This is a genomic window from Citrobacter sp. R56 (genome assembly GCF_016811995.1).
Taxonomy (GTDB): Bacteria; Pseudomonadota; Gammaproteobacteria; order Enterobacterales; family Enterobacteriaceae; genus Citrobacter_D; species Citrobacter_D enshiensis.
Map to the genome: position 1 here is coordinate 1,388,588 of NZ_CP069159.1, position 25,231 is coordinate 1,413,818.

Consider the following 25,231-nt stretch of genomic DNA (forward strand, 5'->3'; position numbering starts at 1 on the left):
TCGTATGTTTATCGGCCGGGTAAGCGCAGCGCCACCCGGCTTTTTTATGAGCAGAAAACGTGAATACATTAGAACAAACCATCGGCAACACGCCGCTGGTTAAATTACAACGTCTGGGGCCGAACAACGGCAGCGAAATTTGGCTCAAACTGGAAGGCAATAATCCGGCGGGCTCGGTAAAAGATCGCGCCGCGTTATCGATGATTGTCGAGGCGGAAAAGCGGGGCGAAATCAAACCGGGCGATGTGCTGATTGAAGCGACCAGTGGTAACACCGGAATTGCACTGGCGATGATTGCCGCGCTGAAAGGCTATCGCATGAAACTGTTAATGCCGGACAACATGAGTCAGGAACGACGCGCCGCCATGCGTGCTTACGGTGCTGAGCTGATCCTGGTCACCAAAGAGCAGGGGATGGAAGGGGCGCGGGATTTGGCGCTGGAAATGGCGAATCGCGGTGAAGGTAAGCTGCTGGATCAGTTTAACAATCCGGATAACCCGTACGCGCACTACACCACCACCGGTCCCGAAATCTGGCAGCAAACGTCCGGGCGGATCACCCATTTTGTCTCCAGTATGGGGACGACCGGCACTATTACCGGCGTGTCGCGTTTCATGCGTGAGCAAGAGAAACCGGTGACGATTGTGGGTTTGCAGCCTGAAGAAGGCAGCAGTATTCCGGGTATTCGTCGCTGGCCGGCAGAATATATGCCGGGGATTTTCAACGCCTCGCTGGTGGATGAAGTTTTAGATATTCATCAGGACGACGCTGAAAACACGATGCGTGAACTGGCGGTGCGTGAAGGCATTTTCTGCGGCGTCAGCTCCGGCGGCGCAGTAGCAGGGGCGCTGCGCGTGGCGAAAGCGAATCCTGGTACGGTGGTCGTGGCGATCATCTGCGATCGCGGCGATCGCTATCTTTCGACTGGCGTCTTTGGCGAAGAGCACTTCAGCCAGGGAGCGGGAATCTAAGAACATCGCCCGGCAATGGCCGGGCATGTCGGTTATTTGCGGTGTTTCTCGACCAACAGGTCCAGGAACTGCCACAGTTTTTCATTCATTTCCCGGTAATTCCATTCACGCATTTCCTCGTTTGAGCGAATAAAGCGCTTCCCTTTGGCTTCTGCCAGTTCCTGTTCGGAATGCTGAATCAGTCCTGCCACCGCTTCAGCGGTAAACTCCATATGGCACTGGAAACCATAAACAAAATTACCGTACTGCACGATTTGCCGTGGGCAGCCTGTGCTTGTGGCAAGTACCGTTGCCTGATCGGTTAACCCCGGCATGTCGTTGTGCCAGTGACCCACCATCAACGGGGAGCCAAAGTGAGCAACCAACGGATGCTGTTGACCTGCCTCGGTCAGCGTAATGGGGTAATGACCAATCTCTTTTTCCGGGCTTTGACACACTTTCGCCCCCAACGCCTCGCCAATCAGCTGTGAGCCTAAACAGATCCCCACCACAATCCGTTGCGCGACAATGGCCTGGTTGATCAGATGCTGCTCGGCCAGTGAGTCAAAATGTGGGCACTCAGCAAGCGTGGTGCGCGGTGACTGCGGCCCGCCAAAAACCACCAGCATATCGAAATCATCGGCATTGGCGGGGACGGGCTCTCCGCTATAGACGCGAGACCAGGAGATGGCGTAACCACGATCTTCAGCCCATTGCAAATATGCTCCGGTTGATTCGAACGACTCATGAACAACAAAATGAACTCGCACTTGTATTCTCCTGTTAGCGTTTCAGCGCCTGATGAATATCAGCCGCCAGTGTGTTGATGTCGCTGTCGCTGAGTGTCGACAGCGTAATGCGCAGGCCGTGGGCTGGCGTATTCACGGCAAACACTTCACCTTCACGTACCAGCCATCCTGATTTTGCCAGTTTAAACGCAACCGTCTGGCTTGCGTCATGAAGCGGTAGCCACAGATTCAGGCCGTCGCCGGGAGAGACGGAATCTATGCCCTGATGGCGTAATGCTGCCGCCAGTTTTTGCTGCTGAGAGGCATAAAACTGCCGGGTATCATGAAGTGATTGCTGGTAGTCCTCGTCGGTCAGACAGGCGCAGACGAGATCCTGTAACAGATGGCTGACCCACTGACTGCCGGAGTTTAACCGTAAACGAAGCTTCGCCGAGGTGGCCGCGTCGCTGCAAACGATGGCGAGGCGCAGGTCCGGGCCGAGCGTTTTCGACATGGAACGCACCACAGCCCAATGTTGCGTTTCGCGGGCAATGACCGGATACCAGGGAGATGAAGAAAGCAGGGCGAAGTGATCATCGACAATCACCAGCACTTGTGGGTAGAGAGCCAGAATGGCGTGTAACGCGGCCGCGCGCGATGCGCTCAGGCTGCATCCTGTTGGGTTGTGCGCCCGTGGGGTCAGAATAACGGCTCTTGCCCCTTTTTGCAGAGCCTGCTCCAGCCCTTCCGGCAGTATGCCTTCGCTATCGACAAGTACCGGAGCTGCGCTAAATCCGGCGTAACGGAGCATGCTGATACTGCTTAAAAAGCAGGGGTCTTCCACCACCACACTGTCGCCAGGCAGCAGGTGCGCACAGAGCAGGCGCTCAATCGCATCAATGGCGCCGCTGGTAATATCAATTTCGCCAGCCTGAGGGGTTGCATCCTGCATCCAGTGCGCAGCCCATTTCTTGAGGTCAGGAGACACTGCCGCATCGCCATACAGACGGGGCGACCTGTTTATCGCGGTGAAGTAGCGGCTGAGATCGGGTAGGCGCTGAGGATCAGGGTTACCACCGGAGAGATCGGTCAGCGGTGTTCCTGGGTTGCTCCCTTCGAGCGCGACAGGCGATGGAGTACCTTTGATCACCGTCCCGTTGCGCCCGAGGCTGACGGCAAGCCCGGAGGTGACCAGGCGCTTGTAAGCCGCCGCGACAGTATTGCGGTTGATCTCCAGCGCGGTCGCCAGTTCACGAACCGGCGGCAGCGTTTCGCCTGGCGTCAATTTGCCACTTGCGACATGTTGACGAATATTGTCAAAAATTTCGTTGGCGGTTTTTCCGTCGATCATTATTGACCTATGACAAAATGAATTTTAGCATATGACGATAATAGTGAGGCGTGAGCCCGCTGTCCAGTGAGAGGAGAAGGCAATGGGGCAGGAGAGTGAAATACAGTCAGTGCTCTTCGACGATACGCATCGGGCGATACAGACCGATATTGTCGCCGTTCAGTCACAGGTCGTTTATGGTAGCGTCGGCAACAGCATTGCGGTGCCTGCCATTAAAGCACAGGGATTACGGGTGACCCCGGTCCCTACGGTACTGTTTAGCAATACCCCGCATTATCAGACGTTTTATGGCGGCATTATCCCTGCCGACTGGTTTCGCGGTTATCTTCAGGCTTTGAATGAACGTGACGCACTGCGTGAACTCAAAGCCGTGACCACCGGTTATATGGGAAGCGCAGAGCAGATCGAACTGTTGGCGCAGTGGCTGACGACGGTCCGGGAGTCGCATCCTGATGTGTGTATTCTGGTGGACCCGGTGATAGGCGACACGGACAGTGGAATGTACGTGAAAGCGGAAATTCCCGCCGCGTATCGCCACCATCTGCTGCCGTTGGCGCAGGGACTGACACCCAACGTCTTCGAACTGGAGATGCTCAGCGGGAAGCCGTGCGGCACGCTGGATGATGCAGTGATCGCCGCCAAATCGCTCCTTTCCGACACCTTGCTATGGGTGGTTATCACCAGCGCGCCGGGTGAAACCGATGAGACGATAAACGTTGCGGTGGTGACCGCCGATTCGGTGGATGTCATTGAACACTCACGGGTGAAAACCGATCTGAAAGGGACCGGCGATCTGTTCTGTGCGGAACTGGTGAGCGGTCTCGTGAAAGGGAAAACGCTGGTGGCGGCGACGAAAAGTGCTGCTCAGCGGGTGCTGGACGTCATGACCTGGACTCAGCAATGCGGTTGCGATGAACTGATACTGCCACCGGCAGGGGAGGCGCGATGAAGAGTTATCGGTTAGTGGTTCGCCAGCAGGGGCGTGTCGTCGGCCATTTCGAAACCAGCGGCCTTGAGGCGCTGGAAGACATTTGTGTGGCGCGGGCAATGTTCGGCGTTGCAGGGGGATATCAGTGCGAATTGCAGGTTGCTGATTCAGAGAAGCGGATGCTGGAAAGCGGGCCGGAAGGGATGAAAATCCTGATGCGTGAAAAATGTTATCGCCCAGTGACCTCGCCATTGTGACCGCGGCACTGATGCCGGATGGCGGCGTGAACGCCTTAGTCTAATTCCGTGGTGACAATTCGCGTAGGTCTGATAAGCGTAGCGCCATCAGGCAGACCGGATGAAGTGTATAAAAAAATGGCGCCATCAGGCGCCATTCTTCACTGCGGCAAGAATTACTTCTTGATGCGGATAACCGGGGTTTCACCCACAGTCACGCTACCGGACAGTTTGATCAGTTCTTTGATTTCGTCCATGTTGGAGATAACAACCGGAGTCAGGGTAGACTTGGCTTTTTCTTCCAGCAGCGGCAAATCGAATTCAATAACCGGGTCGCCAACTTTAACGCGCTGGCCTTCTTCAGCGATACGCTTGAAACCTTCGCCTTTCAGTTCAACGGTGTCGATACCGAAGTGAACGAACAGCTCAATGCCGCTATCAGATTCGATAGAGAACGCATGGTTGGTTTCAAAGATTTTGCCGATGGTACCGTCAACAGGCGCTACCATTTTGTTGCCAGTTGGTTTGATAGCGATGCCATCACCAACGATTTTTTCAGCAAAAACAACATCCGGCACGTCTTCGATATTGACGATCTCGCCAGAGAGCGGAGCAATAATCTCAATAGTTCCGGTGTCTTTCTTATCATCAGAAACCAGAGATTTCAATTTATCAAACAAACCCATGATCTTCTCCTAAGCAGTAAATTGGGCCGCATCTCGTGGATTAGCAGATTGTTTTTTCTTCAATGAACTTGTTAACCAGCGTCATTAACTCGTCCGTTGTCGGTTGAGCAAGAGCCTGCTCTGCTAACACCTTCGCATCTTCGAAGTTCGTGTTACGGATAATCTTCTTAATGCGCGGGATAGAAATGGCGCTCATAGAGAATTCGTCCAGACCCATCCCCAGCAACAGAAGTGTAGCACGTTCGTCGCCTGCAAGCTCACCACACATGCCAGTCCATTTGCCTTCCGCATGAGAAGCATCGATAACCTGCTTAATAAGCGTAAGGACAGACGGTGACATTGGCTGGTAAAGGTGTGAAATCATATCATTACCACGGTCAACTGCCAGAGTATACTGCGTTAAATCATTGGTACCGATACTAAAGAAGTCCACTTCTTTGGCTAAATGACGCGCAATCGTCGCGGCGGCCGGTGTTTCCACCATCACGCCAATCTCAATGCTCTCGTCAAAGGCTTTCCCTTCGTCACGCAGTTCCTGTTTGTAGATTTCGATCTCTTTGCGCAGTTCGCGTACTTCTTCAACAGAGATGATCATCGGGAACATGATGCGCAATTTACCGAAAGCAGACGCACGCAGGATGGCGCGAACCTGGTCACGCAGGATCTCTTTGCGATCCAGCGCGATACGCACGGCACGCCAGCCGAGGAACGGGTTTTCTTCTTTCGGGAAGTTCATGTACGGCAGCTCTTTGTCGCCGCCAATGTCCATGGTACGTACGATAACCGCCTGAGAGCCACACGCTTCAGCAACGGCTTTATACGCCGCAAACTGCTCTTCTTCAGTAGGCAGAGCGTCACGGTCCATGAACAGGAATTCGGTGCGGTACAGGCCAACACCTTCAGCGCCGTTACGCTCGGCACCTTCAACATCACGTACAGTACCGATGTTAGCGCAAACCTCAACCTGATGACCGTCAAGCGTGATGGCCGGCAGATCTTTCAGTTTCGCCAGTTCGGCTTTCTCAGTCGCAACTTGCTCCTGAACGGCGCGCAGCTGTTCGATTTCTTCGTTCGTTGGATTGACGTAAACCAGGTTGTTTACGGCATCCAGAATCAGATAGTCGTCATTTTTTACCTGAGCGGTAACGCTACCGGTACCTACGATGGCAGGCAGTTCCAGAGAACGCGCCATAATAGAGGTGTGCGAAGTACGGCCACCGGCGTCAGTAATGAAACCCAGCACCTTGTTCAGGTTCAGCTGTGCGGTTTCTGACGGCGTCAGGTCAGCCGCAACCAGGATAACTTCATCCTGAATCGCGCTCAGATCGATAATTGCCAGACCAAGAATATTACGCAGCAGACGTTTACCGATGTCACGCACGTCAGCCGCACGTTCTTTCAGGTATTCATCATCCAGCTCTTCCAGGGCAGTGGCCTGACCTTCGATAATTTCATGCGCAGCTGCATCAGCCGTCATGTGTTTATCTTTAATCAGGGCTATGATTTCCTGCTCCAGCTCCTCATCTTCGAGCAGCATAATATGCCCTTCAAAGATGGCTTCTTTCTCTTCACCGAACGTTTCACCAGCTTTCGTTTTGATCGTTTCCAGCTGTGCAGATGCCTTGGCACGACCGCTCAGAAAACGTTCAACTTCCTGATCAACCTTGTCGGCAGAAATTTTTTTCCGGTCAATGACGATTTCGTCTTCTTTCAGCAGCAGTGCTTTGCCGAAAGCGATACCCGGGGATGCTAAAATGCCTGAAATCATAACCCTACCTTACTTGTGACTGATTTTTAAAAGAACCCGGAAAATTACTCGAGTTCCGCCATCAGTTTAACCAGATGTTCAACCGCTTTCTGCTCGTCTTCACCTTCCGCAGAGATGGTAACAACGGTGCCCTGAGTCAGACCCAGAGTCTGCAGTTTGAACAGGCTTTTTGCGCTAGCGCTTTTGCCATTGGAGGTCACGGTAATATCAGAAGTGAAGCCTTTCGCTTCTTTAACAAACTGAGCAGCAGGGCGGGTATGCAGACCGTTCGGAGCGGTAATGGTAACTTCTTGCTGGAACATTGTATTTCCCCAACTTATAGGTTTAGTGTTGTGGAACTAAAGTCTAGCCTGGCGGCTCAACTTTAGCCTGTATTGTTAGCGCCGGCGTAAACGGGGCACGACACAGTCGGTGTTCTACGCAATTCCGTTGCTGGCAACGTCTGGCCGCTGACGTTTCGCTCGTCATTAAACATTATGCCGCTAAAGGAAGACTTGAACCAAATCATAAAATCGATTCAGCTAGCGGTTTTCGTGTAACGATTAATTTCGCGCATCAAAATAATTAGTCTGGTTAAATACCAGACCCGGCAGGGTGAATCAATGCCAGGAGGAGTGAAACTTTGAAGCAGGCCACAAAAAAGCGCCCAAAAAGGCGCTTTTTTACGCGTTATTAACATGCTGGCATTACTGTTGCAGTTCCTTCTCAGTGAAGAGATCGGCAAACAACGCAGTGCTTAGATAACGCTCACCTGATGATGGTAATATAACCACAATGTTCTTACCGGTAAAGGTCTCATCTTGCTGGAGCTTAAGCGCTGCAGCAACGGCGGCACCCGAGGAGATACCTGCCAGAATGCCTTCTTCTTCCATCAGACGACGTGCGGTGGAAATAGCCTCATCGTTGGTGATGCCGATAACTTTATCAATCAGTTTTAGATCCAGGTTACCGGGGATGAAACCCGCGCCGATACCCTGAATTTTGTGCGGGCCGGGTTTCAGCTCTTCGCCTGCCAGCGCCTGAGCAATAACCGGAGAGTCCGTCGGCTCAACGGCAACGGTTACCAGATCCGTTTTGCCTTTCGTTCCCTTAATGTAGCGGGATACGCCGGTGAGCGTACCGCCAGTACCAACGCCGGAGATAAACACATCGACCTGACCGTCGGTATCTTCCCAAATTTCCGGGCCAGTGGTTTTTTCATGAATTTCAGGGTTTGCCGGGTTGCTGAACTGTTGGAGCAACAGGTACTTAACCGGATCGCTGGCGACGATTTCTTCTGCCTTCTGGATTGCGCCTTTCATGCCTTTGGCGCCTTCGGTCAGCACCAGATTTGCGCCCAGCGCTTTGAGTAGCTTACGACGCTCAATGCTCATGGTTTCCGGCATGGTTAACGTCAGTTTGTAACCACGAGCCGCAGCCACATACGCCAGAGCGATACCCGTGTTGCCGCTGGTCGGCTCAACCAGTTCAACGCCTGGTTTCAACACACCACGTTTTTCGGCATCCCAAATCATATTGGCACCAATACGGCATTTGACGCTGAAGCTCGGGTTACGTGATTCCACCTTCGCCAGAATGCGTCCGTTACCGATACGGTTCAGTCGAACCAGCGGCGTATGACCGATAGTCAGCGAGTTATCTTCAAAAATCTTACTCATGGCCTGTCCTTAACTGTATGAAATTGGGGTACATGGGCTAGCATACCCGCTCAGAGAATATGCGGAAGTAAGGATTTAGCATATCTATATTCAGAAGGGAAATAATGGGGATCCGGATGGAATAAGGAGCGGCATAAGCCACTCCCATTTTGCACAATTTTTTTACAAATAGAAAAAAGATCAATTACTTCCAGAGCGCGTGTTTATCACGATAGCAATCCACCCACATTGCCGTCGCGCCGCAGACGGCAACCGGCATAATGAACAGGTTGAGCACGGGCAGCATAGTGAACAGACTGGTCATCGCGCCGAACTGCATATTGGTCACTTTTTTCGTACGCAGGGCGTTCTTCATCTCTTTGAACGGGACTTTGTGGTTGTCGAAGGGATAGTCGCAGTATTGAATCGCCAACATCCACGCGCTGAACAAGAACCACAGTACCGGCGCGACGGTTTGCCCGATGCCAGGAATAAAATAGAGAACCAGCAGAGCAATCGCGCGCGGGAGATACCACGCCAGTTTTTGCCATTCACGTTTCATGATGCGCGGCACATCTTTCATGATGCCGAGTACGCCAGTGTCGGGAGGCGTCGCCCCGGTTAAACGCGCTTCAAGCTGTTCGGCAAGCAAACCATTAAACGGCGCCGCTATCCAGTTGGCGAGCGTCGAGAAAAAATAGCCGAAAACCAGCAACACCGAGAGGACGATAATCGGCCACAGCAGGTAACTTAACCACTGTAGCCAGTCCGGTACATGGCTCATCAGCGAAGGGATCCAGGTGTCCAGTTCGGTAAACAGCCACCAGAACGCGCTGCCCATCAACAGAATGTTGACCATCATAGGTAAAATCACAAAACGACGGATACCCGGTTGGGTGACCAACTTCCATCCCTGAGAAAAATAATAGAAACCACTGCGTGGCGCAGTTGCGGATGATGAAACCATAATCAGGACATGCTCCTTTTGTTTAAGCCCCGGCTAAACTTTGTCTATCTTACCGTGTTGTGGCCTGGTGGACAGTTAAGAAATGTTCGAAAAATCAGCAAAAAGTACAATTTCGTTCATCTTTATGCTGTGAAAGACAAGAGTCCACTTGCACTTGAGGTAATCGGCAAATACTCTTAGTGAGTAAATGTTTGCCGTGGTGGCAAGGTGTTAGAACAACAGAGAATATAATGATGCAGGATTTGCGTCTGATATTAATCATTGTTGGCGCGATCGCCATAATCGCTTTACTGGTACATGGTTTCTGGACCAGCCGTAAAGAACGATCTTCTATGTTCCGCGATCGTCCACTAAAACGCATGAAATCAAAACGTGACGACGAGTCGTTTGACGACGATGTCGATCAAGACGACGAAGGCGTGGGTGAAGTTCGTGTTCACCGCGTAAATCATGCCCCGGGCAATGCGCAGGAGCATGACGCACCTCGCCAGCCGCCGCAACACCAGTACCAGCCGCCTTATGCGTCTGCGCAGCCGCGTCAACCGGCTCAGCAACCGCCTGGCGCGTCGGTACCGCCGCAGCATGCTCAGCCGCAGCCAGTACAACAGCCGCAACCGGTACAACCGCCTGTGCAGCATCAGCCGGTACAACAACCGGCCACGCCGCAGGTGCAACCGGTTCAACAGCCTGTGCAGCCTGCACCGCAAACATTCCAGCCTGCGGAACCCGTTGCCGAGCCAAAACCTCAGCCAGAACCTGTCGTGGAAACGCCGCCGCCAGCGCCTGAAAAACCGCAGCGCAAAGAAGCGGTCATTATCATGAACGTCGCGGCGCATCATGGCACCGAATTGAACGGTGATATCCTGCTGAATAGCATTCAGCAAGCCGGCTTTAAGTTTGGCGATATGAATATTTTCCATCGTCATTTAAGCCCGGATGGCAGCGGTCCTGCGTTATTCAGCCTGGCAAATATGGTGAACCCAGGGACGTTTGATCCTGAAATGACGGGTGATTTCACCACCCCTGGGGTGACTATTTTCATGCAGGTGCCGTCCTACGGCGATGAACTGCAAAACTTTAAGCTGATGCTGCAGTCTGCACAGCATATCGCTGACGAAGTGGGCGGCGTGGTGCTTGACGACCAACGCAGAATGATGACCCCGCAGAAATTGCGTGAGTATCAGGACCGCATCCGCGAAGTGAAAGACGCTAACGCCTGATTCTACTCAGGCGTGACATTTCCTTTCTGAACCCCCGCATGTCGGGGGTTTTTTATCATTGATGGTGCGATATGGAATCAATCGAACAACAACTGACAGAATTACGAACCGCGCTTCGCCATCATGAGTACCTTTACCATGTGATGGACGCGCCGGAAATTCCCGATGCGGAATATGACCGCCTGATGCAGACGCTGCGCGAACTGGAAGCAAAGCACCCGGAAATGGTGACGTCAGACTCGCCAACCCAGCGCGTCGGGGCTGCTCCGCTGGCGGTATTCAGTCAAATTCGCCATGAAGTACCGATGTTGTCACTGGATAACGTGTTTGACGAAGAGAGCTTTCTGGCTTTTAACAAACGCGTACAGGACCGGCTGAAAAGCACCGACAAACTGACCTGGTGCTGCGAATTGAAACTCGATGGCCTGGCGGTGAGCATTCTGTATGAAAACGGTGTGCTGGTCAGTGCGGCGACGCGTGGCGATGGGACAACCGGTGAAGATATTACCTCTAACGTGCGTACCATCCGCGCTATTCCGCTCAAACTGCGCGGCGACAATATTCCTGCGCGTCTGGAAGTGCGCGGTGAAGTCTTCCTGCCACAAGCCGGTTTTGAAAAGATTAATGAAGATGCCCGCCGTACGGGGAATAAAGTGTTCGCGAACCCGCGTAACGCGGCGGCAGGTTCATTGCGCCAGCTTGACCCGCGTATTACCGCGAAGCGACCGCTCACATTCTTCTGCTATGGTGTTGGCGTACTGGAAGGAGGCGAACTTCCCGATACGCACCTCGGGCGTTTGCTGCAGTTTAAAGCGTGGGGGCTTCCGGTGAGCGATCGGGTGACGCTCTGCGACTCCCCTGAGGCGGTACTGGCCTTCTACCACAAAGTGGAAGAGGATCGCCCAACGCTCGGCTTTGATATTGACGGCGTCGTCATTAAGGTCAACTCACTGGCGCTCCAGGAACAACTGGGCTTTGTGGCGCGTGCGCCACGCTGGGCGGTGGCCTTTAAATTCCCCGCGCAGGAGCAAATGACCGTTGTTCGTGACGTGGAATTCCAGGTTGGGCGGACGGGCGCAATTACCCCTGTAGCCCGCCTCGAGCCGGTGCAGGTGGCGGGCGTACTGGTGAGCAACGCAACGTTGCATAATGCCGATGAAATTGAACGCCTCGGTTTACGCATTGGCGACAAGGTCGTTATCCGCCGTGCGGGGGATGTGATCCCTCAGGTGGTTAACGTGGTGCTTTCAGAGCGCCCGGAAGAGACTCAGGAAATTGTTTTCCCTACCCATTGCCCGGTCTGCCAGTCGGACGTCGAGCGTGTGGAAGGTGAAGCGGTTGCCCGCTGTACCGGTGGCCTGATTTGCGGGGCGCAACGTAAAGAATCGCTTAAGCATTTCGTCTCACGTCGCGCCATGGATGTTGACGGTATGGGCGATAAAATAATCGACCAATTGGTCGAGAAAGAATATGTCCATACGCCTGCCGATCTGTTCACTCTGACGGCCGGTAAGCTCACCGGTCTTGATCGCATGGGGCCGAAGTCGGCGCAGAATGTGGTTAACGCGCTGGAGAAAGCCAAAGAGACGACATTTGCACGTTTCCTGTATGCGCTGGGTATTCGTGAAGTCGGCGAGGCGACCGCTGCCGGACTGGCGGCGTATTTCGGTACGCTGGAAGCGCTGGAAGCCGCCTCTCTCGACGAACTGCAAAAAGTCCCGGATGTGGGCATCGTAGTCGCCACACACGTGTTCAACTTCTTCGCGGAAGAGAGCAACCGTGAGGTTATCGAACAACTGTTGGCGCGGGGCATTCACTGGCCTGCTCCGGTTGTTGTCAATGCGGAAGAGATCGACAGTCCGTTCGCCGGTAAAACGGTGGTACTGACTGGCAGCTTAAACCAGATGTCCCGTGACGACGCCAAAGCGCGTCTGGTAGCGCTGGGCGCGAAGGTGGCAGGCAGCGTGTCGAAGAAAACCGATTTGGTGATTGCGGGCGAAGCAGCGGGTTCGAAGCTGGCGAAAGCGCAGGAACTGGGCATTGCCGTTATTGACGAAGCCGAAATGCTCCGCTTGCTGGGTGTCTGAGATGGAAAAAGAGCAGTTGGTCGAGATAGCCAATACGGTGATGCCGTTCGGCAAGTACCAGGGGCGTCGATTGATTGATGTACCGGAAGAGTATTTGCTGTGGTTTGCCCGCAAGGATCAGTTCCCGGCGGGAAAATTAGGCGAGCTGATGGCTGTCACGCTGTTGATTAAAACAGAGGGGCTGACGCAGCTGGTTCAGCCCCTGAAACGCCCGCTCTAAGCTTTCGCGGCGCGGTTTTCTTGCTGCGCCTGTAACGCCTCGGTCTGGCGCTTGTAGCGACGCGCCAGCACCGCGCACACCATTAGTTGAATCTGATGGAAGATCATCAGCGGCAGTACCATCATCCCAATCACTGAGGTCGGGAACAGAATGTTAGCCATCGGGATGCCGTTGGCGAGACTCTTTTTCGAACCACAGAAAACAATCGTAATCTCATCAGCCTTGTTGAAACCGCATTTGCGGGCCACAAACATGTTGATTGCAATAACCATCGCCAACAGCACGATGCTGACCACCATGATAAACAGCAGCGATCCCCAGCCCACTTTGTGCCAGATACCGTTCACAACCGCTTCACTGAAGGCAGAATACACCACCAACAGGATCGAGGTTTGGTCGGTTTTACCAATCCACTTTTTATTGCGCGCCACCCAGTTGCCAATCCACGGGCGTGACAGATGCCCGAGCACAAACGGTAGCAGCAGTTGCAGCATGATTTTACCGACCTGCTCCAGGCTACCTTCTGCGCCGTGGATATTCATCACCAGGCCCACCAGAAGTGGCGAGAGGAAAATGCCCAGCAGGCTGGATGCGGATGCGGAACAGACCGCGGCGGCGACGTTACCGCCCGCCAGGGAGGTGAAAGCGATGGCGGACTGGACGGTAGCAGGAAGAATGCAAAGATAAAGAAAACCGGTATAGAGCATAGGGTCGACTTTAACCGGCGCCCACCAGGCAAATAACACGCCGATTATCGGGAACAGAACGAAGGTACTGCACATCACCCACAGATGAAGTCGCCAGTGGCTACCGCCAGCAATAATCGCTTCGCGAGAGAGTTTGGCACCGTGCATAAAAAACAGCAGTGCAATGGCGGCCGTGGTTAAACCTTCGAAGAAAGGAACAAAGCTGCCTTCGGCCGGAAAAAACGAGGCCAGCAATACGACGGTGATAAGGGTCACGGTAAACGGATCAAGGATACGAAAAAGTTTCATAAATACTCCAGGAATCTGATGCCGATATTTTGCGTTTTTCTATTTGAGAAATAAAATTGATTTATTGCATCTATATATGAACTGAATTAATGAATTACTCTCTGCGTCAACTCCGTATCTTTGTCACCGTTGCACAGGCTAAAAGTTTTAGCCGTGCGGGGGATATTATCGGTCTGAGCCAGTCGGCAGTCAGTCACAGTATTAAAGAGCTGGAGCGACAGACAGGCGTCAAACTGTTGGATCGCACAACGCGTGAAGTCGTTTTGACGGAAGCCGGGCAGCAACTGGCGACACGCCTGGAGCGGGTGTTGGATGAACTGCACAGCACCCTGCGTGAAGCGGGGAGGGTGGGCACACAGTTGACCGGCACGGTACGCGTGGCGGCCAGCCAGACCATCTCAGCGCATCTTATTCCGCAGTGTATTGCGCAAAGTAATCACCTTTACCCTGCGATTGATTTTGTTCTGCATGACCGTCCACAGCAGTGGGTGCTGGAGAGTATTCGTCAGGGGGACGTCGATTTTGGCATTGTGATCGATCCCGGTGCCGTGACAGATTTGCAGTGTGAAACCGTGTTGTCTGAACCGTTTTTGCTGCTCTGCCATCAGAATCATCCCTTCGCCAGGCGAGAGTGGGTGAGCTGGCAGGATCTTGAGCATGAGCGGCTGGTATTGCAGGATTATGCTTCAGGCAGTCGACCATTGATTGACGCGGCATTGTCGCATTTTTCGATTGATGCCAATATCGTGCAGGAAATTGGTCACCCGGCGACGCTGTTTCCGATGGTGGAGGCGGGCATTGGTATCAGTGTATTGCCTGCGCTGGCATTACCGTTGCCACAGGGGAATCAATTACAGGTGAAGCGACTCACGCCTGTCGTGGAAAGACAACTCATGCTGGCCCGGCGGAAAAACAGGTCTCTTTCGACCGCCGCTCAGGCGCTCTGGGATGTGGTACGTATGCAGGCCAGTGAGCTTACCGCTGGCCGCGCGCAGGACCCGCTGTATCAGATCTAGATAGTGCAATAAGCGCCTTCCACCAGAATGCCAGGGTTTCAGCTGTTATTATGCGGAAGGCATTGACGCAGTATAGGGGGGGGCAGGGCAGGTAGCCGTAGGTCTGATAAGTGAAGCGCCATCAGACAAGCAAGGCAAAGGTTCTAAATCGCAGATAGCAAAAAGGCGCCTTTAGGGCGCCTTTTTACATTGGTGGGGCGTGCAGGATGACTCGCTTCGCTCGCCCTTCGGGCCGTCGTCGCAAGCGACTCCGTTGTTTCGCTGCGCTCAACACCGAACCTGCTGCAGGTTCGAATCGTACAAATCGCAGATAGCAAAAAGGCGCCTTTAGGGCGCCTTTTTACATTGGTGGGGCGTGCAGGATTCGAACCTGCGACCAATTGATTAAAAGTCAACTGCTCTACCAACTGAGCTAACGCCCCGAAGTGGTGGGTGATGACGGGATCGAACCGCCGACCCCCTCCTTGTAAGGGAGGTGCTCTCCCAGCTGAGCTAATCACCCACTTCGGTACTTCACATTTTGCAAGAAATCCAGCTGGCGAGAAAGTGGTGGGTGATGACGGGATCGAACCGCCGACCCCCTCCTTGTAAGGGAGGTGCTCTCCCAGCTGAGCTAATCACCCACTTCTCAATTTCTTGCTACACGGCGGAGACTACATAAAGTAGTTGGTGGGTGATGACGGGATCGAACCGCCGACCCCCTCCTTGTAAGGGAGGTGCTCTCCCAGCTGAGCTAATCACCCCCGCTGTGTGGAGTCGCATTATAGGGAGAGTTGAAAATGAGTCAACGCCTTTTCTAAATAATTTGTTCGTTCGTCGTAAAATTAGACAAAACGATCGCAAAATGGTCCGCGCCGCATGATTTATAAACAAAAATGGCAAAGCGTGATGTTCCAACCGGATCAACATTGAGGAATCAGGCCACAGTGATAGAATACCAGCCTACTGATCTTTCCAGGATTTGCCGGTTGTCGGCATCTTTATAAACGTAAGGCCATTTCATGAAAACTAAAACTCGCTTCGCGCCAAGCCCGACAGGATATCTGCATGTCGGCGGTGCGCGTACTGCTCTTTATTCCTGGCTTTTTGCACGTAATCACGGCGGTGAGTTTGTGCTGCGTATTGAAGACACCGATCTCGAACGTTCCACGCCGGAAGCTATTGAAGCCATTATGGATGGCATGAACTGGCTGAGCCTGGAATGGGACGAGGGTCCGTACTACCAGACGAAACGCTTTGATCGCTATAACGCGGTGATTGATGAAATGCTCGAAGCAGGAACCGCATATAAATGCTACTGCTCAAAAGAGCGTCTGGAAGCGTTGCGTGAAGAACAAATGGCGAAAGGCGAGAAGCCACGTTACGACGGCCGCTGCCGTCATGGTCATGAACATCATGCGGAAGATGAACCCTGCGTGGTGCGTTTTGCCAACCCGCAGGATGGTTCCGTTATTTTTGACGATCAGATCCGTGGCCCGATCGAATTCAGCAACCAGGAGCTGGACGATCTCATTATTCGCCGCACTGATGGCTCTCCGACCTACAACTTCTGTGTGGTGGTCGATGACTGGGATATGGAGATCACTCACGTTATCCGTGGTGAAGACCATATCAACAACACCCCGCGTCAGATCAACATCCTGAAAGCGCTGAATGCGCCGGTGCCGGTTTATGCACATGTGTCCATGATCAACGGTGATGACGGTAAAAAGCTCTCCAAACGTCATGGCGCGGTAAGCGTGATGCAATACCGTGATGACGGTTATCTGCCGGAAGCGTTGCTGAACTATCTGGTTCGTCTGGGCTGGTCCAGCGGTGACCAGGAGATCTTTACCCGCGAAGAGATGATCAAACTCTTTTCTCTGGGGGCGGTGAGCAAGTCAGCCAGTGCGTTCAATACTGAAAAACTGCAATGGCTGAACCATCACTACATTAATTCTCTGGCGCCGGAATATGTGGCGACTCACCTGCAATGGCACATTGAGCAGGAAAACATCGACACCCGCGTTGGCCCGCAACTGGCTGAACTGGTGAAATTGCTGGGTGAACGTTGTAAGACCCTTAAAGAGATGGCGCAAAGCTGCCGTTACTTCTACGAAGATTTCGCTGAGTTTGATGCTGATGCAGCGAAAAAACATTTGCGTCCGGTTGCGCGTCAGCCGCTGGAAGTGGTGCGTGACAAACTGGCCGCGATTGATACCTGGACTGCAGAAAATGTTCACCACGCGATTCAGGCGACTGCCGATGAGCTGGAAGTCGGTATGGGTAAAGTTGGGATGCCGCTGCGCGTTGCCGTCACTGGCGCAGGTCAGTCCCCAGGTCTGGACGTTACCGTTCATGCTATCGGGAAATCCCGTAGCATCGAACGTATTAACAAAGCACTGGCGTTTATTGCTGAACGTGAAAATCAGCAGTAAGACAGGTGGGTAAATAAAAAACGGCAGGAGCGTATCCTGCCGTTTTTTTTGAGATATTACTTAGATTCATCAATATTCAGGCGAGCGAGAAAGCCGCGAATACCTTCACGTGACAGTAACTGCGCAAGTTTTTCTTGTTCTGTCGAGGACATGTTGTCCAACGCATCAACAATCTGTCGATAAGCATGACTATGAGCAAAATGTTCGTATTCCGCGAGGGGTTCTTCCATTTGATAAAACGAAGGGGTTTTACGAAAGGCAGGAATATTGAGGATAAACTCCCGTACACTGGCATCAATATGAATGAGTCTTGCCCGACCACCCTTAACTCCGGGGAATTTTTCTGTTTTCCAGTTTTGTTCTCTGATCCAACGGTTAACAGTTTGTTTGGCCACGTTCAGGCACTCCGCCAGCTCTTCCGTAGTCATTTTGCTGCGTAATCTTTTCATATTATTTGCTATCGCGAATCCCTAAGCGTTGTAACAAACCGGTAATTCCTTCCCGCAAGAGCAATGACGTAAAGTTCTTCTGTTCCGAAGGCGTCATCTCCTTGGCGAGTGTGATGAGCAGAGTTTCAAGTGAAGTATCACCGGCCAGCGGAAAAGGTTCCGCCATACTTTCAGTTGAACGTTCGGCACTACGGATATATTCACGCACCTGTTCATTGACATGAACCAGACGTGCCTTGCCTCCCTGAACTCCGGGTTTTGGTGATGTCGCCCATCCTTCCTTGCGCACCCATTTATTGATGGTCTGTCGGCTATAACCGGTCAGATTCGCGAGTTCTTCTGGCGTCATCCGTTCCTTGAACATAAGATTCCCTGAATAGATGTGGGGTTAATTAGTGGTTCATTTTATAGCACCATTTTAGTAGAAACCGTGACGGGATTAACTACTGAATGCGAGTTGTTACGCAATGATCTTCATTTGCATGCTTTTTCAGCGATTGAGTTCTGCAGGGTCATTTTGCCGTTGACACGTGCGAAGGGAATTCATATGATGCCGCCCGTCAACTCGACAAGCTTTACGTAATGGGGCTATAGCTCAGCTGGGAGAGCGCTTGCATGGCATGCAAGAGGTCAGCGGTTCGATCCCGCTTAGCTCCACCAAATTCTATCCCAAGGAATTTGGTACGTAATGGCATCGTGGGGCTATAGCTCAGCTGGGAGAGCGCTTGCATGGCATGCAAGAGGTCAGCGGTTCGATCCCGCTTAGCTCCACCAAAATTCTAACCCTCGCTGAAAAGCGGGGGTTTTTTGTATCTGCGCTTTTCCTTTCTATTTCATTCAGTTTAACCCTCCGTGGTGTACCTCTACGCGATGCAATAGCTCGCAAAGCCTGGCGTTAAGCGGGTATCAGGTTGCTTCGTGCCGCGAATAAACTTATCATTTATGCGTCAACTTTATCGTTCTATGAGAGCATTAACGTAATGCCAGTGAAGCATAACATGTTAAAAAACATAAGAAAATTTACTCTGGCTTTAGCGCTTTCCGTTATTGCGATACAATTTTCCCGCTTGATTTCCCCGTTAGCCGTTGTTGATTCCAGCGCTATTTACTTAGCCTGGCTACCGCTGTGCGTTATTTATTCCGTACTGTTTCTCTTTGGCAGACACGGGATTGCGCCAGTCGTTCTCGGCATGATGCTGACCAATCAGTGGAACTTCCACCTGCCGTTTGCACAGGCAGCGGTTCTGCTGTTTTGCCAGCTCTTTTTTGTGTTAGGGATGTGCGCGCTGGTGCGCTGGCAAATCGGCTCGCGTTGGCGCTATCGACTCCCTGACAAAAATATCTGGGTGAGGGTGTTCTGGCTGGGGTTTATTGCTCCCGTTGGGATCAAAGTTATGATGCACCTGGCAGGGCGTTATCTGGACTACCCGGTAGAGATTTCAACCTTTTTTGGTACTGCGACGGTTATTTACACCGTTGTCGACGTTTTAAGTTTGATTTCTGCCGCGCTGATTTTCACTTTATTTTTCTACTACCCCATGCGGATGATGGTGAATCCGCGTTATGCGCGCTTATTTTGGCGTAGGGAAGTCGTCTCCCGCATTTGCAAAAAGAATCGACTCTTTATCACGGGTTGGTTCATGGTGCTGTCGGCGTTGTTAGGGGTGATGTGTACGCCGTATCATGCGGACTATGTTGCAGGTTACCTTGTCCCTGTATTCTTCATTATTTTTACTCTTGGTATTGGCAAGTTCAGCTATCCATTTTTGAATCTCAGTTGGGCTGTTTCAGCGCTTGCGTTACTGACGTACAACAAAAATTTCCTGCAAGGCGTGGTATCAGCCTATTCGCTGGCTTTTATTCTCTCCGTACTGATCTCATTCAGTATTTGTATGCTTTACATGGCGCGGATGTACCAGCGTGGAGAATGGCTTAATCGGCGCTGGCAATTGCAAGCACTAACGGATCCGCTCACTCAATTACCCAACCTTCGGGCGCTGGAGAAATTCCTCGGTAACGAGTCCGGACAGAGTGTCTGTTGCCTGCGCATGGAAAATCTGGAGTTTCTGAGCCGTCATTACGGCATGCTGATGCGCGTTCATTGCAAGAAATCGATATTTCGCGCCATACAACCGCTGCTGATGGAAAAAGAGAGCGTATTTCAACTGCCGGGGAGCGAGTTGTTGTTAGTGCTGACAGGGCCGGAGACCGAAGCCAGATTGCAGCATATGGTCAACCTTCTCAACAGTCGAAAAATTCACTGGAATAATACCGGACTGGATATGGAGTATGGTGCTTCATGGGGGACGTTCGATGGTCGGCAAGAAACATTACAACCTATGCTCGGGCAACTGAGCTGGCTGGCGGAACAATCCTGCACGCACCAGCAGGTTCTGGCGCTGACGAACAGTCTTGAGGCAGCATCGGGGCAGACGACCGAGCGGGTATTGCTGTTGCAAAAAATACGTAGCGCCCTGGAAAGCGACGATTTGGTTTTGTATGCACAACCGATTTATGACGCGCAAGGGAAAGGCTACCATGAGATTCTGGCGCGTCTGAGAAGTGATGACGGCCTGATGATGCCTGATCAGTTTATCCCCTTAATTACCCGGTTTAACCTCAGTGCGCGCTTCGACTTACAGGTGGTGGAGGCAGTGCTGAAATGGCTTTCTGCACATCCTTCACAGCAGAAGGGGGCGCGTTTTTCCGTCAATTTGATGCCGCTGACGTTGATGCAGAAAGAGATCTCGCTGCACATTATTCAACTGTTCAAACGTTATCAGATAGCGCCGGAAAGCGTGATCATTGAGATTACGGAAGAACAGGCTTTTTCTAACTCAGAGAGCAGCGTGCAGAACATTGAACATCTGCGTAAATTCGGTTTCAGGATAGCCATCGATGATTTTGGGACCGGGTACGCCAATTATGAACGCCTGAAACGGCTGAAAGCCGACATTATCAAGATCGACGGTGTCTTCGTGAAAGACATTGTGACTGATTCCCTGGATGCCATGATCGTCAAATCCATCACCGATATGGCAAAAGCAAAGTCTCTGAGCGTGGTGGCTGAGTTTGTCGAAACCCCGGAACAGCAGGCGCTTTTATTCAGTCTTGGCGTGAACCATCTGCAGGGTTACCTGATTGGGCGACCCAGTCCGCTGGCAGAATTGCAGGCATAAAAAAACCGGGGAGAAGCCCCCCGGTTTTCAATGTTATCTCTAAGATTACAGAACCAGTGCAGCGATAGACGCTGACAGTACGCTGACCAGCGTAGAGCCATACACCAGCTTCAGACCAAAACGGGAAACCACGTTGCCTTGCTCTTCATTCAGGCCTTTGATTGCGCCTGCGATGATACCGATAGAAGAGAAGTTAGCGAAGGAAACGAGGAAGACAGACAGAATACCTTCAGCGCGCGGAGAAAGCGTAGAGGCGATTTTCTGCAGATCCATCATCGCAACAAACTCGTTAGAAACCAGCTTGGTCGCCATAATACTGCCCACCTGTAGCGCTTCGTTCGCCGGAACACCCATTACCCAGGCAATCGGATAGAAGATGTAACCCAGAATGCCCTGGAAGGAGATACCCAGTACGGCAGCAAACAGTGCGTTCAGTGCGGCAATCAGAGCGATGAAACCAATCAGCATGGCGGCAACGATAATCGCTACTTTAAAACCAGCCAGAATGTATTCACCCAGCATTTCGAAGAAGCTTTGGCCTTCGTGCAGGTTGGACATCTGAATATCTTCTTCGCTGGCTTCGACACGGTACGGGTTGATCAGGGACAGCACGATAAAGGTGCTGAACATGTTCAGAACCAGCGCCGCAACCACATATTTCGGGTCCAGCATGGTCATGTAAGCGCCGACGATAGACATGGAAACCGTGGACATCGCCGTGGCGGCCATGGTGTACATGCGGTTGCGCGACATTTTGCCAAGAATATCTTTATAGGCGATAAAGTTCTCGGACTGGCCCAGAATCAGGGAGCTTACGGCGTTAAAGGATTCCAGTTTGCCCATACCGTTGACTTTGGACAGAAGGAAACCGATAGCACGGATAACGATCGGCAAGACGCGAATATGCTGAAGAATACCGATCAGCGCAGAAATAAAGACGATAGGGCAAAGGACTTTCAGGAAGAAGAACGCCAGACCTTTATCGTTCATGTTGCCGAAGACGAAGTTTGTCCCTTCATTGGCGAACCCGAGCAGTTTTTCAAACATCTCGGAGAAGCCTTTTACAAAGCCCAGACCGACGTTCGAGTTCAGGAAGAACCACGCCAGTAAGACTTCAATGACGAGTAACTGAATAACGTAACGAATACGAATTTTTTTACGGTCATGGCTTACCAGCAGCGCGAGCACTGCAACGACGGCGAGGGCCAGGACAAAATGAAGGACGCGGTCCATATTTGCTCCAAATATGAGGCAGGTTTAATTTCCGTGCACATTCTATGTAACAACACCAAAGAAAACGAGATCAAACACACACTATAATAAGGACCTGTGACGAGATTCAAAATTAGTGATCTGCAATACACTTCCGCTATGCTGAGTATGGAAGTGAAAAGTTATGTCATTGTGCTAATCTAATAACAATTATTAAACAATATACAACCCTATCCCAAGACTTCAACGATCCATCGTTCAACCCTATCAGAGAAATCAATTCTACTTGCTTCGATGCACTTGATAAGCATTCTCAATAAACATAACATGAAACATAGCAAAGGCTATGTTTCTGAGGCACAAGATGACAGACGATCGCGTTGAGAGTAGCAGTGGACGGGCAGCGCGCAAGTTGAGGCTCGCATTAATGGGACCTGCGTTCATCGCGGCTATCGGATATATCGATCCCGGTAACTTTGCGACCAACATTCAGGCCGGGGCCAGCTTTGGGTATCAATTGCTGTGGGTGGTCATCTGGGCCAACCTGATGGCGATGTTGATCCAGGTGCTGTCGGCCAAACTCGGTATTGCGACCAGTAAAAATCTCGCGGAACAGATTCGCGACCACTACCCGCGTCCTGTGGTCTGGTTCTACTGGGTTCAGGCCGAAATTATCGCCATGGCGACCGATCTGGCGGAGTTTATCGGTGCAGCCATCGGCTTTAAACTTATTCTTGGCATCTCGTTATTGCAGGGGGCGGTACTGACCGGTATTGCCACGTTTTTGATTCTGATGCTGCAACGCCGTGGGCAGAAACCGCTCGAGAAAGTCATTGGCGGATTACTGCTCTTTGTGGCGGCGGCTTACATTGTGGAGCTGATTTTCTCCCAGCCGAACCTGGCGCAACTGAGCAAAGGGGTGATTATCCCGAGTTTACCCAACTCTGAAGCGGTCTTTCTGGCGGCCGGGGTTCTGGGGGCGACGATCATGCCGCACGTTATTTATCTGCACTCTTCGTTAACTCAGCACTTGCACGGTGGTTCGCGCCAGCAGCGCTATTCGGCAACCAAATGGGATGTGGCGATCGCGATGACAATCGCGGGGTTTGTGAACCTGGCGATGATGGCGACAGCCGCCGCGGCATTTCACTTTAGTGGCCACACCGGTATTGCCGATCTTGATCAAGCCTATTTAACGCTGGAGCCGCTGCTCAGCCATGCCGCCGCCACCGTTTTCGGCTTGAGTCTGGTGGCTGCGGGGCTCTCCTCCACCGTGGTGGGAACCCTGGCAGGGCAGGTCGTGATGCAAGGGTTTATTCGTTTTCATATTCCGCTTTGGGTACGCCGTACGGTCACGATGATGCCGTCGTTTATTGTGATTCTGATGGGGCTTGACCCGACGCGTATTCTGGTGATGAGCCAGGTATTGCTCAGTTTTGGTATTGCGCTGGCGCTGGTGCCTTTACTGATGTTCACCAGCGACCGTTCCCTGATGGGCGATTTGGTCAACACCTTGTGGGTAAAATATCTGGGATGGTTGATTGTCATACTGGTTGTCGCGCTGAACATCTGGCTGCTGGTTGGTACGGCTCTGGGAATGTAATAATCACCATCGGGCGCGCCGTGAGCGTCGCAGCGAGAAAACATTCAGTCATAAACAGAGCGTAATAAAAAAGAGCCCGAAGGCTCTTTTTTTAATGGTGATGTTTTTTACCGTGACCGTGACCACGGCCATGACCCCGATGATCATCGCGATCGTTCCAGCCTTCACGGTATCCGCGTTCGTAAGCTTTGCGCTTATCCCAACCACGGTGATAACCATTATCATGTCGCCACCAGCGATTCTGGCGCCATTCGTAATTATGGTGCCAATAATCGCGGTCACGCCAGTATCCGCCGTCCCAGTAGTTACCGTAATTGTCGCGATCGCCAATTTGTAATTTTATTGATGGCAACAGGGTGATTTCGCCAGCGTTAACGGCCAGCGGTGCAAAAGCCAGTAAAGCTGCTGCCAGAATCAGTGACCTGAACATACTTTCTCTCCTTCCACGATCGAAGCCGTAACCGGCCTGTTAACGTAATATTACGAGGCAGTAAAGCCCCGTTTCATCGCCTTAACTCTTAAATCTCGTAGGAGAGCACTTTTTGTTAAAACTGTATTTATTTTGTACTATTCAGAATGGCGTCAATCTCTGCACATTCCCCGGCGGAGAAGTGGCGGTTTGCCAGCATTCCAATCGCATCCTCAATTTGCGCACATTTACTGGCGCCAATCAGTACAGAAGTCACGTTATCATTGCGTAGCACCCAGGCTAAGGCCATTTGCGAAAGTTTCTGTCCCCGTCGCGCGGCCAGCGCATTCAACTGGCGGACTTTATCCAGTTTTTCTGTGGTGATCTGCTCAGGATTCAGGAAACGGCTGGTGCTGGCCGCACGGGAATCAGCAGGAATACCATTGAGATAGCGGTCAGTTAACTGCCCCCCTGCCAGAGGTGAGAACGCGATACTCCCGACCCCTTTCTCCTGTAGCAACGCTAAAAGACTGTCTTCCACCCAGCGTTCGAACATCGAGTATTTGGGTTGGTGGATCAGACAAGGCGTTCCCAGATCGTCGAGGATCTCAATAGCTTGCCGGGCAAGGTCTGCCGGATAATTTGAAAGTCCCACATACAGCGCTTTACCCTGACGCACGATATGATCCAGGGCCTTCATTGTCTCTGTGAGCGGTGTTTCGGGATCGGGACGGTGGTGGTAAAAAATATCGACATACTCAAGCCCCATGCGTTTCAGGCTTTGATCAAGGCTGGAGATCAAATATTTGCGTGAGCCCCAGTCACCGTAAGGTCCCTCCCACATGGTGTAACCCGCTTTGGTGGAAATAATGAGCTCGTCGCGCCAGGGTAAAAAATCTTCCTGGAGAATACGCCCAAAGTTGCGCTCTGCGGAGCCGGGAGGCGGACCGTAGTTGTTGGCGAGATCAAAATGGGTGATACCCAGGTCAAAGGCTCGCTGCAGGAGCGAGCGACTGTTCTCTAGCTGGGTGGTGTCACCAAAATTGTGCCATAGCCCCAGTGAAATCGCGGGGAGCTTTAATCCGCTTTGACCGCAACGGCGGTATTCCATTGTCTGATAACGATTTTCATCAGCCTGATATGCCATTTTATTCCCCCTGTCAGTGACGTCAT

At 52.1% G+C, this 25,231-nt stretch carries 23 protein-coding genes, 6 tRNA genes and 1 other RNA gene; 12 read left to right on the top strand and 18 right to left on the bottom strand.

Annotation, left to right across the window (positions count from 1 at the left end; genetic code table 11):
- Positions 1-59: 59 nt before the first annotated feature.
- Positions 60-971, top strand: a complete 912-nt coding sequence (gene cysM, locus JM656_RS06610) for a cysteine synthase CysM (RefSeq protein ID WP_203360495.1) — start codon at positions 60-62, stop codon at positions 969-971.
- A 32-nt stretch (positions 972-1,003) separates the two neighbouring features.
- Here the strand turns inward: cysM and JM656_RS06615 are convergent, their stop codons facing one another.
- Together JM656_RS06615 and ptsJ are read right to left on the bottom strand one after the other, a co-directional pair.
- On the bottom strand, positions 1,004-1,720 hold the full coding sequence (locus JM656_RS06615) for a type 1 glutamine amidotransferase (protein WP_203360496.1): 717 nt from the start codon (positions 1,718-1,720) through the stop codon (positions 1,004-1,006).
- Between the two features lie 13 nt (positions 1,721-1,733).
- Complete coding sequence (gene ptsJ / locus JM656_RS06620) at positions 1,734-3,029, bottom strand: transcriptional regulator PtsJ (RefSeq protein ID WP_203360497.1); 1,296 nt, start codon at positions 3,027-3,029, stop codon at positions 1,734-1,736.
- Between the two features lie 82 nt (positions 3,030-3,111).
- On the opposite strand from ptsJ, the gene pdxK reads away from it, so the two are divergent.
- Both pdxK and JM656_RS06630 read left to right on the top strand, forming a co-directional pair.
- Entirely contained in the window at positions 3,112-3,978 is an 867-nt protein-coding gene (gene pdxK / locus JM656_RS06625) for a pyridoxine/pyridoxal/pyridoxamine kinase (RefSeq protein ID WP_203360498.1), read from the top strand.
- Positions 3,975-4,214: a cytoplasmic protein gene (locus JM656_RS06630; RefSeq protein ID WP_203360499.1), complete on the top strand. Its 240-nt coding sequence runs from the start codon at positions 3,975-3,977 to the stop codon at positions 4,212-4,214. The genes pdxK and JM656_RS06630 overlap by 4 nt, the downstream gene beginning before the upstream one ends.
- A 155-nt stretch (positions 4,215-4,369) precedes the next feature.
- On the opposite strand, the gene crr is transcribed toward JM656_RS06630, so the two are convergent.
- From crr to cysZ, 5 genes are all read right to left on the bottom strand, one after another.
- Complete coding sequence (gene crr / locus JM656_RS06635) at positions 4,370-4,879, bottom strand: PTS glucose transporter subunit IIA (protein ID WP_008803873.1); 510 nt, start codon at positions 4,877-4,879, stop codon at positions 4,370-4,372.
- A 40-nt stretch (positions 4,880-4,919) separates the two neighbouring features.
- Positions 4,920-6,647, bottom strand: coding sequence for a phosphoenolpyruvate-protein phosphotransferase PtsI (gene ptsI, locus JM656_RS06640; protein ID WP_203360500.1), 1,728 nt, complete (start codon positions 6,645-6,647; stop codon positions 4,920-4,922).
- A gap of 44 nt (positions 6,648-6,691) precedes the next feature.
- The gene (gene ptsH / locus JM656_RS06645; RefSeq protein WP_004936458.1) at positions 6,692-6,949 is read right to left on the bottom strand and encodes a phosphocarrier protein Hpr; all 258 of its coding nucleotides are present in this window, start codon (positions 6,947-6,949) and stop codon (positions 6,692-6,694) included.
- A gap of 384 nt (positions 6,950-7,333) precedes the next feature.
- Positions 7,334-8,305, bottom strand: coding sequence for a cysteine synthase A (gene cysK / locus JM656_RS06650; RefSeq protein ID WP_203360501.1), 972 nt, complete (start codon positions 8,303-8,305; stop codon positions 7,334-7,336).
- Positions 8,306-8,489: 184 nt separating this feature from the next.
- Positions 8,490-9,251 (bottom strand): sulfate transporter CysZ, encoded by a 762-nt coding sequence (cysZ, locus tag JM656_RS06655; RefSeq protein WP_203360502.1) that lies wholly within the window; start codon positions 9,249-9,251, stop codon positions 8,490-8,492.
- A 230-nt stretch (positions 9,252-9,481) separates the two neighbouring features.
- On the opposite strand from cysZ, the gene zipA reads away from it, so the two are divergent.
- The 3 genes from zipA (at position 9,482) to JM656_RS06670 (ending at position 12,778) form a co-directional block, all read left to right on the top strand.
- On the top strand, positions 9,482-10,471 hold the full coding sequence (gene zipA / locus JM656_RS06660) for a cell division protein ZipA (protein WP_203360503.1): 990 nt from the start codon (positions 9,482-9,484) through the stop codon (positions 10,469-10,471).
- A 71-nt stretch (positions 10,472-10,542) separates the two neighbouring features.
- A complete protein-coding gene (gene ligA / locus JM656_RS06665; RefSeq protein ID WP_203360504.1) occupies positions 10,543-12,558 on the top strand; it encodes an NAD-dependent DNA ligase LigA in 2,016 nt (671 codons plus the stop codon).
- Between the two features lies 1 nt (position 12,559).
- Entirely contained in the window at positions 12,560-12,778 is a 219-nt protein-coding gene (locus JM656_RS06670; RefSeq protein WP_203360505.1) for a DUF3820 family protein, read from the top strand.
- Here the strand turns inward: JM656_RS06670 and JM656_RS06675 are convergent.
- A complete protein-coding gene (locus tag JM656_RS06675) occupies positions 12,775-13,773 on the bottom strand; it encodes a bile acid:sodium symporter family protein (RefSeq protein ID WP_203360506.1) in 999 nt (332 codons plus the stop codon). The genes JM656_RS06670 and JM656_RS06675 overlap by 4 nt on opposite strands.
- Positions 13,774-13,862: 89 nt before the next feature.
- On the opposite strand from JM656_RS06675, the gene JM656_RS06680 reads away from it, so the two are divergent.
- Positions 13,863-14,789 (top strand): LysR family transcriptional regulator, encoded by a 927-nt coding sequence (locus JM656_RS06680; RefSeq protein WP_203360507.1) that lies wholly within the window; start codon positions 13,863-13,865, stop codon positions 14,787-14,789.
- A 190-nt stretch (positions 14,790-14,979) separates the two neighbouring features.
- On the opposite strand, the gene JM656_RS06685 is transcribed toward JM656_RS06680, so the two are convergent.
- From JM656_RS06685 to JM656_RS06705, 5 genes are all read right to left on the bottom strand, one after another.
- Positions 14,980-15,106: non-coding RNA, RtT sRNA (locus JM656_RS06685), on the bottom strand.
- A 29-nt stretch (positions 15,107-15,135) separates the two neighbouring features.
- Positions 15,136-15,211: transfer RNA gene (locus JM656_RS06690), tRNA-Lys, on the bottom strand.
- 4 nt (positions 15,212-15,215) lie between these two features.
- Positions 15,216-15,291 (bottom strand) — tRNA-Val (locus JM656_RS06695).
- A 45-nt stretch (positions 15,292-15,336) separates the two neighbouring features.
- Positions 15,337-15,412: transfer RNA gene (locus JM656_RS06700), tRNA-Val, on the bottom strand.
- Between the two features lie 44 nt (positions 15,413-15,456).
- Positions 15,457-15,532 (bottom strand) — tRNA-Val (locus JM656_RS06705).
- Between the two features lie 258 nt (positions 15,533-15,790).
- Between JM656_RS06705 and gltX the strand changes: the two genes are divergently transcribed.
- The gene (gltX, locus tag JM656_RS06710; RefSeq protein WP_192612973.1) at positions 15,791-17,206 is read left to right on the top strand and encodes a glutamate--tRNA ligase; all 1,416 of its coding nucleotides are present in this window, start codon (positions 15,791-15,793) and stop codon (positions 17,204-17,206) included.
- Positions 17,207-17,262: 56 nt separating this feature from the next.
- Here gltX and JM656_RS06715 read toward each other — a convergent pair whose 3' ends face one another.
- Complete coding sequence (locus tag JM656_RS06715; RefSeq protein WP_203360508.1) at positions 17,263-17,655, bottom strand: YfeC-like transcriptional regulator; 393 nt, start codon at positions 17,653-17,655, stop codon at positions 17,263-17,265.
- Between the two features lies 1 nt (position 17,656).
- A complete protein-coding gene (locus tag JM656_RS06720; RefSeq protein ID WP_203360509.1) occupies positions 17,657-18,019 on the bottom strand; it encodes a YfeC-like transcriptional regulator in 363 nt (120 codons plus the stop codon).
- A 220-nt stretch (positions 18,020-18,239) separates the two neighbouring features.
- Here JM656_RS06720 and JM656_RS06725 point away from each other — a divergent pair.
- The 3 genes from JM656_RS06725 to JM656_RS06735 all read left to right on the top strand — a co-directional run bounded on the left by JM656_RS06725 (position 18,240) and on the right by JM656_RS06735 (position 20,834).
- Positions 18,240-18,315: transfer RNA gene (locus tag JM656_RS06725), tRNA-Ala, on the top strand.
- Positions 18,316-18,353: 38 nt separating this feature from the next.
- A tRNA-Ala gene (locus JM656_RS06730) sits at positions 18,354-18,429 on the top strand.
- Between the two features lie 206 nt (positions 18,430-18,635).
- Positions 18,636-20,834 carry an EAL domain-containing protein gene (locus tag JM656_RS06735; RefSeq protein ID WP_203360510.1) on the top strand — a complete coding sequence of 733 codons (2,199 nt, stop codon included), beginning with the start codon at positions 18,636-18,638 and terminating at the stop codon, positions 20,832-20,834.
- A 45-nt stretch (positions 20,835-20,879) separates the two neighbouring features.
- On the opposite strand, the gene nupC is transcribed toward JM656_RS06735, so the two are convergent.
- Positions 20,880-22,067, bottom strand: coding sequence for a nucleoside permease NupC (gene nupC / locus JM656_RS06740; RefSeq protein ID WP_203360511.1), 1,188 nt, complete (start codon positions 22,065-22,067; stop codon positions 20,880-20,882).
- A gap of 343 nt (positions 22,068-22,410) precedes the next feature.
- Between nupC and JM656_RS06745 the strand changes: the two genes are divergently transcribed.
- Positions 22,411-23,649 carry an Nramp family divalent metal transporter gene (locus tag JM656_RS06745; protein ID WP_203360512.1) on the top strand — a complete coding sequence of 413 codons (1,239 nt, stop codon included), beginning with the start codon at positions 22,411-22,413 and terminating at the stop codon, positions 23,647-23,649.
- Between the two features lie 91 nt (positions 23,650-23,740).
- Here the strand turns inward: JM656_RS06745 and ypeC are convergent, their stop codons facing one another.
- A complete protein-coding gene (ypeC, locus tag JM656_RS06750; RefSeq protein ID WP_203360513.1) occupies positions 23,741-24,079 on the bottom strand; it encodes a DUF2502 domain-containing protein YpeC in 339 nt (112 codons plus the stop codon).
- 127 nt (positions 24,080-24,206) lie between these two features.
- A complete protein-coding gene (mgrA, locus tag JM656_RS06755; protein ID WP_203360514.1) occupies positions 24,207-25,205 on the bottom strand; it encodes an L-glyceraldehyde 3-phosphate reductase in 999 nt (332 codons plus the stop codon).
- Positions 25,206-25,231: the final 26 nt, after the last annotated feature.